Genomic DNA, 10,517 nt, shown 5'->3' with positions numbered 1-10,517 from the left:
AGCATTCACCTGCCTGTTGTTTTTATTTCAGTTTAGCATAGAAGAAAAAAATAGTATGTGGATAATTTATGAATTTTACAGAAAAATAAATAAAAAAAATCTACAGTATAGTTAAAAAAGAACCGAAAATCAGGCAAAGCTCATTTTAAAAAATGAAACAATTGCTTGATTTTCGATTCTATTTTTCATGTACTTGCTTTTACTATGATCTCAATTTTAATTAAATAAATTTTGCTGTAATCGAAGTGGGAACATTTTTCAAATCGGCTGGCTTCCCTCCAAAAAGGACTTTTCCACCTTTACTTCCACCTTCTGGACCGACATCAATAATCCAATCAGCTTGACGAATAATATCAAGATTGTGCTCGATTACAATCACGGTGTTGCCTGCATCGACTAATCGGTTCATGATTTCGATAATATGTTTCGTATCCGACATATGAAGCCCAGTCGTCGGCTCGTCCATAATATAGACGCTTCCTTTTTTGTGGAGTTCTGTAGCAAGTTTTAAACGCTGGCATTCCCCACCCGAAAGTGTACTTAAAGCTTGACCAAGTGTTAAGTAACCAATACCTACGTCCTCCATTGCCTGAAGTTGCTTCGTAATTTTTTTAAGTTCAAAAAACTGAAGAGCATCTGAGACCGTCATTTCTAGGCAGTCGCTGATTGTTTGCCCGTTTAATTTGTACTTCAAAACCTCTTCTTTAAATCGCTTGCCAGAACATGCTTCACAGGGGGTGCGAATCGCATCCATGAAAGCCATATCCATCGCAATATAGCCAAGCCCTTTACATTCTGGGCAGGCACCTTTTGAATTGTAGCTGAAAAGAGACGGACTAACCTCATTCGCTGTTCCAAATAATTTTCGAATACTGTCCATAATTCCTGAATATGTGGCAGGATTTGATCTAGAATTAGCATGTGCTGCCGATTGATCGATTACAATTGCATCTGGATATTGTTTTCTGAAAATACCATTAATAATGGTACTTTTTCCAGATCCCGCCACCCCAGTTATGACATTCAAAACGCCTGTTGGAACCTCTAGGTCGAGGTCCTCTACATTATGAAGGCTGGTTTTTTTCACAGGTAAAAAGCTTCGCGGTGTTCGTACTTCATTTTTTAGTTTCTCGTGATGCCCCATGAAGTTTCCGGTAAGCGTATCGCTTTTTAAAAATTCTTCATAAGTACCATGGAAGGTAACTTCACCGCCGTGTTTTCCAGCTTTTGGTCCAATATCGATAATATAATCTGCAATGCGAATGACATCTGGGTCATGTTCAACGACAAGTACCGTGTTCCCTTTATCGCGCAACTTCTCCAAAAGTTCATTTAAACGGTGGACATCGCGTGGGTGAAGGCCAATACTTGGCTCGTCAAATATATAAATCATATCTGTTAAACTACTATTTAAATGACGCACCATTTTTACTCGTTGTGATTCCCCGCCAGAAAGTGTGCTCGTTTCACGGTCAAGCGTAACATAATCAAGACCAATATCAATTAAATGCGAAACACGCTCATGAATGCTCGCTTTCATTGCTTCAGCGTAAGGGTTATCAATTTCCGCGATATTTTCCACCACTTCATCAAGTTGCATGGACATATAATCCGCAATATTTAAGCCATTAATGCGACAATCTAGCACTTTTTTAGAAAGTCTGGCACCCCCGCAGGCATCACAAGCTACCTCAGTTGTATAGGCATCTACTTGTTTTTTCGTTCGCTCGCCCATTTCACCTTCTTTTTTCAAATATAAACGATCAAATTTTTGAATCAATCCTTCATAAGTTGAATTAATTGGACCTCCAGCGGTTTCAAGTACAAATTTTTCTGTCTTTCCGTTCAGTAATTTTTCCATTTCTTCCGCAGAATAATCTTTCAGTTTTTTATCGAGGTCAAAATAACCGGATAAGGCATAAATATTCCAATACCATGACCCTACTGAAAAATTCGGAAATTGGATGGCTCCTTCATTGAGTGACTTGGAAGAATCAAGAAACTTTTCTAAGTTTAGCGTAATTTTTCGTCCAACACCTTGACAATCTGGACACATCCCATTTGGATCATTAAATGAAAATGTACTTGCTGGACCAACTTCTGGCTGTCCAATTCTAGAAAAAAGAACGCGGAAAAGAGGATTGATATCCGTAATCGTACCAAGCGTTGAGCGCGAGTTACCGCCAATCCGTTTTTGATCAATAATAATAGAGGCGCCTAACCCATGAATGCCATCTGTATCCGGCTCACGATATTTAGGCAAAAAGCCGCGAACAAAAGCACTGTGCGTTTCGTTTAACTGACGTTGTGATTCTGTGGCAACGGTTCCAAAAACAATAGATGATTTTCCAGAACCAGAGACTCCTGTAAAGATAGTAATTTGACGTTTCGGAATTTTCACAGAAACATTTTTCAAATTATTTTCTCTGGCACCTTTAATTTCGATGTATTCTTGTGTCATGTTATTCCCCCTAGTTTTATTACCTGAATGAAGCCATCAGGGTTTATCATTGTACCTAATTCACCCATCTCTGTCAACCAAATATATGCTACAATATAAAAAAAGTTGGAAGGAGAAAAAAAGTATGTTAAAACTACAAAAACTACCTCGGCTTAAAAAGGGAGATACAGTCGCAACAATTAGTTTATCATCAGGCGTTGCCGGTGACCCAGAATTACTAGGACGCTATGAAATCGGCAAAAAGCGTTTACAAGAACATTTTGATTTGCATGTTATCGAAATGCCACACACACTTTCCGGCTCTGATTTTGTGTACAACCACCCTGGAAAGCGTGCCGCTGACTTAATGGCCGCCTTTCAAAATCCAGAAATCAAAGCTATTTTTTCCTGCATTGGCGGCAATGATAGCATCCGGATGCTCCCATACATTGATTTTTCTATTTTAGCCCAAAATCCCAAAATTTTTATTGGCTATTCCGATTCGACCATCACACATTTAATGTGCCTAAAAGCAGGTATCTCAAGTTTTTATGGGCCAGCAATTTTGAGTGACTTCGCAGAAAATGTGGCGCTTCCATCCTTCACTAAAAATGCGTTCGAACAACTTGCTTTTTATCCAAATAGCAGTATTCATTTTGAAACCGCTCCTGAGACAACAGGGGAATTCCTGCCGTGGACTTCTGAAAACAGTGCAACGCCACGCACATTCGTGCCAAATGATGGCTATGATATTATTCAAGGTACAAAAACAGTTTCCGGTCCTCTTATTGGCGGCTGCATGGAGGTGCTCGAAATGGCCAAAGGTACTTCGCTATTTCCTGAAATTCACCAATTTGATGATGCGATTTTATTTTTAGAAACATCAGAAGTGAAAGCGAATCCTTGGTGGTTCGAAGATCAATTACGAAACTACGCCATTATGGGCGTTTTATCTCATGTTAGTGGTATTGTTTTTGGAAAACCAAAAGAAGGAGCTTACCAATCTGACTATCGTCAACTCATTTTAAAAGTACTACGCGAATTTAATTTGACAGAAGTCCCTGTTTTTGCCAATGCGAGTTTTGGCCATAACGAACCCAAAATTACGCTTCCTTACGGGCGAATTGCCGAACTAAATCCGATGCAGAAAACCTTTACATTAGTGGAGTCAGCAGTTTTGGGATAAAATTTTAATAAAGCAAGCTTGGAGAAATCTCCAATCTGTGAAGAAACTTAGCAAAAAACCAGTAAAACCCATTTTCAAAATGGCGCTATTACTGGTTTTTTCTTTATAAAAGCTATTGTTAGTTACTTGAATTCAAAGAAACAAGTTCATATGTAATCACGGTCGTATCGTTTTCCCAAATGAGTTTTCTAGGGATGACGAGACCATTTACTTCTCCGTCTTTCGTTTTACGGAGCTCAATTGGAACATCAATTGGATAAATGCGGTATCCGTCTTTTTTTAATTCAAAAAATTTTTCTGTGATTCTTTTCTCCCGGCCTTTTGTGACAACCATCGTATTCACTTCAAGTGGCATGCCCATCCTAAATCCCTCCATTTCTTATTTATCATAGCAGAAAAGGGCTTTATTTGGCTAGTTTATCTTCTAATTTTCGTAAAATTTCTTGCATGCCTTCGTCTCGCATAAAAAAGCCAAATTCTGGCTGCTGCACGATTTCACGAATGTTTCCTTTCATGAGCAGTGGACCGTTTGTTTCCATATAATCATCTTGAACATGAAAACCTTTAATTTTTGCGAAAAAAATGCGCTTTGTAAAGGTTCTTTCAGCTGACTTCACTAAATAGTCAGCGACAAACTGAAAATCATCTGTATACGCACCTGTTTCTTCCATTAATTCACGCGCAGACATTTCAGCTGGTGTTTCATTGTTTTCACCTTTTCCACCTGGAAATTCGATTCCTCGTTTTTTATGATGAGTAAAAAGCCACTTTCCTTCATAAATTGGAATAACGAGGCAATCATCAGACCGTTCTCCAAATGGCTCAAATGAAATTGTGACCTCAGAACCTAATTCATCGATATAAGTAAACAATTGCATACCCCTTTCTTTTTCCAAAAAATATGATAAGCTAGAACTAGCAAATTAATAGAAGGTGAATACATGCTAAAACGCTTTTTACTTGGTGGCATACGCTTTTATCGTAAAGTTATTTCCCCACTCACGCCTGCTTCTTGCCGCTTTTATCCAACTTGCTCACAATACGGGATGGAAGCCATTGAAACACATGGCGCCTTTAAAGGAAGCTATCTCGCTATTAGACGCATTCTAAAATGCCACCCTTTTCATAAAGGCGGCGTAGACCTAGTCCCTCCAAAAAAAGGAACAGATTGCAATCATCATCATTAATATAACATAAAATCATTTTTTCATACAAACTGAAAAACACTAATGTAAAAGAGCAGTCAGCTTAAAAGTTTACACAATTCAAAACGTCTGACTGCTCATGCAAATTAGCAATTTGTAATTAACACTTGCTTTTTTCAAAAAAATCATGTATTATCAATATCGTCCCTCAAATCGTAATCAGTACGATTTATTTTTACGAGGTGTAAAACGGAATCATTTTGATTTAAAATAAAGGAGTGGAAAAATGTTAAAAAAATGGTTACTTATAACTCCCGTTTTAGTACTTATACTTACACTTGCTGCTTGCGGAAGCGGAACGGCCTCACAAGATAACGATAAAGTAAAAGTTTATACAACCGTCTATCCCCTTTCATACTTAGCTGAGCAAATCGGTGGTAGCAACGTGGAAGTCACAAGCGTATATCCTGCTGGTTCTGATGCACATAGCTTTGAGCCCACACAAAAAGATATGATGAAAATTGCTGATAGCGACTTGCTCTTTTACGTTGGATTGAACCTCGAAAGCTTTGTAGATAAAGCAAAATCATCTCTTAAAGGTGAAAACGTAAAATTCGTTCCTTTAGCTGAAAAATTAGATTTACCAAAAGACCCTGATGCAAAGAAACATGAAGCAGAAGAAGAGGAAGAACATGCTGGCGAGGAAGAGCACGAAGAGCATGGTGACTATAACCCCCACGTTTGGCTCTACCCTGTGTATATGGAAGAAATGGCAAAAACTGTTAAAGACAGGCTCATTAAAGAAATGCCCGATAAAAAAGCTACTTTTGAAGAAAACTATGAAAAAACCATCTCCAAGTTAAAAACGCTTGATGAATCTTATAAGGAGATGGCAGCCACTGCTAAACATAAAGATTTTGTGACAGCACACGCCGCTTATACGTACTGGGAAACAGCCTACGGATTGCACCAAATCCCAATTGCTGGCGTTTCAACGAGTGATGAGCCATCACAAAAGAAATTACAAACAATCGTTAGCACGATTGAAAAAGAAAAGATTCCTTACATCATGCTCGAACAAAATACGAATTCTAAAATTGCTGAAGTGATCCAACAAGAAACGGATACTACAGCACTCAAATTGCATAACCTTGAAACATTAATGCCAAGTGATGTGAAAGCAAAACGTGATTACATTTCCATTATGAATGACAATTTAGATGCATTAAAAGAAGCACTCAATTATTAAATCAAACCCCCGAAAGCAAGCTCTTTCGGGGGTTTTCCATTCGCTTAATAAATTTCCAAATACTGATCTCTCTCCCAAGGATGAACGGCTGTTCGGAACATGTCACACTCAATTTGTTTTGCTTCAATAAAGTGTTCATAAATGTGGTCTCCTAGACCGTCACGAACCGCATCATCTTTCGAAAGTTCAATCAAACCATGCGCTAAGCTTTCGGGAAGATCATAAATCCCAGCTTCATGACGCTCCTCCTCATCCATGCCGTAAATGTTGCGGTCAACTGGTGCTGGGGGAGTTAATTTATTTTTCACACCGTCAAGACCGGCTTTTAAGAGCACTGCCATTGCAAGATACGGATTCGCTGATGGGTCGACACTACGAAGCTCAAGACGAGTGCTAAGCCCTCTTGAACTTGGAACACGGACAAGCGGGCTACGGTTTTTACCACTCCAAGCAATATAGCAGGGTGCTTCGTAGCCTGGGACTAAACGCTTGTAAGAGTTAATCGTTGGATTAGTTACGGCTGTATAACCGCGCGCATGTTTTAACATCCCCGCCAAGAATTGATATGCGGTTTCACTTAGTTGCAATTCGCCATTTTCATCGTAGAAGGCATTTTCGCCATCTTTAAATAAGGACATATTAAAGTGCATACCAGAACCATTTACACCGAAAAGCGGTTTTGGCATAAACGTTGCGTGAAGGCCATGTTTACGCGCAATGGTTTTAACAACCAATTTGAACGTTTGGATATTGTCGCACGCCGTAATGGCGTCTTCGTATTTGAAATCAATTTCATGTTGTCCAGGTGCTACTTCGTGGTGGGACGCTTCAATTTCAAAGCCCATTTCTTCAAGCTCAAGTACGATATCACGACGACAGTTTTCACCTAAATCTGTTGGGGCCAAATCGAAATAACCGCCAGAATCGTTTAGTTCCAGTGTCGGCTTACGGTTTTCATCGAGTTTAAACAGGAAGAATTCGGGTTCAGGTCCTAAGTTAAAGTCAGTAAAGCCAAGTTCATGCATTTCGTCTAGGACGCGTTTGAGGTTTGCACGCGGGTCGCCTAGAAACGGTGTCATATCAGGATTATAAATATCACAAATCATACGAGCTACTTTTCCTTTTTCAGCCGTCCACGGGAAGACAACCCATGTGTCTAAATCCGGGAAAAGGTACATATCGGACTCTTCAATTCGAACAAAACCTTCGATAGATGAACCGTCGAACATCATCTTATTGTCAAGTGCTTTTGCCAACTGACTCACTGGAATTTCCACATTTTTAATGATTCCAAGAATATCCGTAAACTGTAACCGAATAAATTTAACATTTTGTTCATCTGCGAAGCGGAAAATATCTTCTTTAGTATAATTTGACATAATTTAAAATCCTCCCAATACTCAATTTATATAAACTTCTTGAAAGTTAATACCTATTTTGAATTTTTCTACAATTTCGGATATTGATTTTTAGATAAATCATCACCCTTTACAAACCGCCCAGCTTGTTGCATTTCTTTACGGAGAATTTTACGAACATCCTCGTCCGTAAGTGGATTTTTCTTTTCTTGATCTTGTATTTGGTACATTTTTTTTATGCCCGCGATGTTTAAACCATCATTTAAGTAATCTTTGATTTCAAGGAGTGTATCAATATCTTGAAGTGAGTAATGCCTGTGGTTCCCTTGATTTCGAGCTGGACTAATCAGACCTTGGTCTTCGTAATAACGAATCTGCCTTGCTGTTAAATCTGTCAACTTCATCACGGGACCAATTGGAAAAAGAGGCATCGATCGTCGAATTTCTTTCTCACTCACGGCTTTTCCCCCTCACTATTTTTTTGATGATAGTAGCATTATAATGTACGTTAAATCATTTGTCAAATCTATGTAAGATAATCTAACATAATGCAAAATGTACTGCGCCACAGTCAATTTGGGAATAAAAAAAACGCAGAAATCAAAACTGCGCCAAAAAAAATTTATTTTTTTTACAATTGAAATGTTAGTTGTATAAATTTAACGCACCCTTCTCCAAAAGCATTTGAACTGCACCAGTGACAGCTACTTTCACATGCTCATATGTGAGTCCACCCTGCACATAAAGTTCATAAGGCGGGCGTATTGGGCCGTCTGCAGTTAGCTCTAAACTTGCGCCTTGAATAAATGTTCCAGCTGCCATGATAACGTCATCTGCATAACCAGGCATATAGGCGCCAATTGGTTTTACATGAGCATTTATAGGCGATGCCGCTTGAATTGCTTGAGCAAACAACACCATTTTTTTCGAATCATGAAAAGAGATACTTTGGATTAAATCAGTCCGTTTATCATCCCATGCTGGACTCGTTTCGATACCACATAAAGATAATATCGCCGCCGTAAATCTGGCACCCTTAATAGCTTGAGCCACAACGTGTGGCGCTAAAAAGAAGCCTTGATACATTTCTAACAAACTATAAAGTGAAGCACCAGCTTCTAAGCCAATGCCTGGCGTTGTTAGTCGGTAACCACATAATTCAACAAGTTCTCTTTTTCCGGCAATGTATCCGCCAATTTTAGCAAGACCACCGCCTGGATTTTTAATTAAAGAGCCGGCAATTAGGTCAGCTCCAACATCGGTTGGTTCTTTTAACTCAACAAATTCGCCGTAGCAATTATCGACAAATACAATCACATCCGGCTTGATATTTTTGACAAACTGAATCATTGTTTTAATTTCTTGAACGGCAAATGAATCGCGATTCGCATAGCCTTTTGAGCGCTGAATACCAATCATTTTTGTGTTTGCATTTATTTTTTGCGCTACTGTTTCAAAATCAACTTGATTTCCTTTTAGAGGAACCGCATCATAACTGATTTGAAAATCTTTTAGCGAGCCATTCCCACTTCCTCTTACACCAACGATTTCTTCTAGCGTGTCATATGGTTTCCCGGTAATATATAAAAGTTCATCACCTGGGCGCAAAATGCCAAATAAGGCTGTCGAAATCGCATGTGTACCTGAGATGAGTTGTGGTCTGACGATTGCTTTTTCTGTATGAAAAACATCACTATAAACGCGCTCTAGTGTATCACGACCTTCATCATCATAGCCGTAACCAGTTGATGGATTAAAATGAAAGTCACTTACCTTATTTTTTCGAAAGGCTTCTAGAACTTTCGCTTGGTTTTGTTCTGCAATCTCGTCTGTTCCTTTTTGTAGCATGTCTATCATTTGTTCTGCTCGTTGTTTTAACTGTTTTACTTGTTCTGTCATAATTTTTCCTTTCCAGAAAAGTAGCCACGAATTTGATATGTTTCATTTTCTTCATCAAACTCGATTTTTGAAACAAAAGTGGCTCGCTTCAAAAAAGCTATCTTCGTTCCTTCACTTGCTTTTACTGTTAAAAAATAAGGTAGCCAAATTTTTTTAACTTCCGTTAACATCCATTCGCGCATATCGTTTGGAAATGCCTCACTTAATGCTGAGACTTCTTTATAATTTGCCTCGGTCGCAACAAAACTTCTATGCCGTTTATCTTTTTTATTATACAATGTTAAAACTGGAATATCACTAATTTGCAGTGCACGCAAAATCTCTTTTACCGTTTCAATATGCTTGAGGTAATCAGCATCCGAGCTATCTACAACATGAAGGAGCATATCCATATCAGCACTTTCTTCAAGTGTCGATTTAAAAGCCGCAACGAGTGAAGTTGGTAAATCCTGAATGAAACCAACCGTATCCGTTAATAACACTTCAAAACCATCTTCTAACTTCACTTTTCGAGTAGTCGGATCAAGCGTCGCAAAAAGCTGATCCTCCTCTAAAGTTTCGGCAGTCGTCAACCGATTAAAAATAGTCGATTTACCCGCATTCGTATAGCCAATTAGCCCAAATCTAAAAATCCCATTTTGCTTACGCTTTTCACGAATACGCATGCGATGCTTCTCAACTTGCATAAGCGCCTCTTTAATTTCATGCATCTTAAGCCGCAGAAGCCGGCGGTCCATCTCAAGCTTCGTCTCCCCAGGCCCACGCGTACCAATTCCCCCGCCTAGCTTGGAAAGAGAACTTCCTTGGCCGGAAAGGCGAGGTAACAAATATTCATACTGCGCATATGCGACCTGCAATTTCCCTTCTCGCGATTTTGCACGCATGGCAAAAATATCCAAAATAAGACCAGTCCGGTCAATGATTTTCGCATCAATTTCCGCTTCAATATTTCGAATTTGCGTGGGCGTCAATTCACTATTAAAAACGACCGTTTCAGCATCGACTTCCAAAACCAAATTTTTAAGCTCCACTAACTTTCCGCGACCAATAAAACTCACTTGGCGCACACGCTCCATTTTTTGAACTAGAGTACCAAATACTTCGCCGTTTGCTGTTTCTACAAGGCGACCTAGTTCTTCCATTGAATAATGAAATGCCGTCTCATCCGCATCTTTTAACAAAACGCCAACAAGAATGACTTTTTCTTTTCCCATAAATTCGCACCTCTTCTAATATCTGC

10 protein-coding genes are annotated in these 10,517 nt (G+C 39.1%); 3 read left to right on the top strand and 7 right to left on the bottom strand.

Annotated elements, in window-relative coordinates; all coding sequences use genetic code 11:
• Positions 1-220: 220 nt before the first annotated feature.
• Complete coding sequence (locus R8923_RS04850; RefSeq protein ID WP_485871628.1) at positions 221-2,461, bottom strand: ATP-binding cassette domain-containing protein; 2,241 nt, start codon at positions 2,459-2,461, stop codon at positions 221-223.
• 124 nt (positions 2,462-2,585) lie between these two features.
• Between R8923_RS04850 and R8923_RS04845 the strand changes: the two genes are divergently transcribed.
• Positions 2,586-3,626 (top strand): S66 family peptidase, encoded by a 1,041-nt coding sequence (locus R8923_RS04845; RefSeq protein WP_485871627.1) that lies wholly within the window; start codon positions 2,586-2,588, stop codon positions 3,624-3,626.
• 118 nt (positions 3,627-3,744) lie between these two features.
• On the opposite strand, the gene R8923_RS04840 is transcribed toward R8923_RS04845, so the two are convergent.
• Entirely contained in the window at positions 3,745-3,987 is a 243-nt protein-coding gene (locus R8923_RS04840; protein ID WP_485871626.1) for a DUF2584 domain-containing protein, read from the bottom strand.
• A 43-nt stretch (positions 3,988-4,030) separates the two neighbouring features.
• The gene (gene ytkD / locus R8923_RS04835; RefSeq protein WP_485871625.1) at positions 4,031-4,498 is read right to left on the bottom strand and encodes an RNA deprotection pyrophosphohydrolase; all 468 of its coding nucleotides are present in this window, start codon (positions 4,496-4,498) and stop codon (positions 4,031-4,033) included.
• 69 nt (positions 4,499-4,567) lie between these two features.
• Here ytkD and yidD point away from each other — a divergent pair, with 69 nt between their 5' ends.
• Both yidD and R8923_RS04825 read left to right on the top strand, forming a co-directional pair.
• The gene (gene yidD, locus R8923_RS04830) at positions 4,568-4,813 is read left to right on the top strand and encodes a membrane protein insertion efficiency factor YidD (protein WP_485871624.1); all 246 of its coding nucleotides are present in this window, start codon (positions 4,568-4,570) and stop codon (positions 4,811-4,813) included.
• 244 nt (positions 4,814-5,057) lie between these two features.
• A complete protein-coding gene (locus tag R8923_RS04825; RefSeq protein WP_485871623.1) occupies positions 5,058-6,020 on the top strand; it encodes a metal ABC transporter solute-binding protein, Zn/Mn family in 963 nt (320 codons plus the stop codon).
• 44 nt (positions 6,021-6,064) lie between these two features.
• Here the strand turns inward: R8923_RS04825 and glnA are convergent, their stop codons facing one another.
• The 4 genes from glnA to hflX all read right to left on the bottom strand — a co-directional run bounded on the left by glnA (position 6,065) and on the right by hflX (position 10,491).
• A complete protein-coding gene (gene glnA, locus R8923_RS04820) occupies positions 6,065-7,399 on the bottom strand; it encodes a type I glutamate--ammonia ligase (RefSeq protein WP_485871622.1) in 1,335 nt (444 codons plus the stop codon).
• Positions 7,400-7,467: 68 nt separating this feature from the next.
• On the bottom strand, positions 7,468-7,836 hold the full coding sequence (locus tag R8923_RS04815) for a MerR family transcriptional regulator (protein ID WP_059139865.1): 369 nt from the start codon (positions 7,834-7,836) through the stop codon (positions 7,468-7,470).
• Between the two features lie 187 nt (positions 7,837-8,023).
• Positions 8,024-9,277 (bottom strand): methionine gamma-lyase family protein, encoded by a 1,254-nt coding sequence (locus R8923_RS04810; protein ID WP_485871621.1) that lies wholly within the window; start codon positions 9,275-9,277, stop codon positions 8,024-8,026.
• Positions 9,274-10,491 (bottom strand): GTPase HflX, encoded by a 1,218-nt coding sequence (gene hflX / locus R8923_RS04805; protein ID WP_485871620.1) that lies wholly within the window; start codon positions 10,489-10,491, stop codon positions 9,274-9,276. Before hflX ends, R8923_RS04810 begins: the two co-directional genes overlap by 4 nt.
• Positions 10,492-10,517 lie beyond the last annotated feature (26 nt).

Origin of the sequence: Listeria tempestatis (genome assembly GCF_963575625.1) — a bacterium.
Classification (GTDB): domain Bacteria; phylum Bacillota; class Bacilli; order Lactobacillales; family Listeriaceae; genus Listeria; species Listeria tempestatis.
This window is presented reverse-complemented; position numbering and strand designations above follow the sequence as displayed.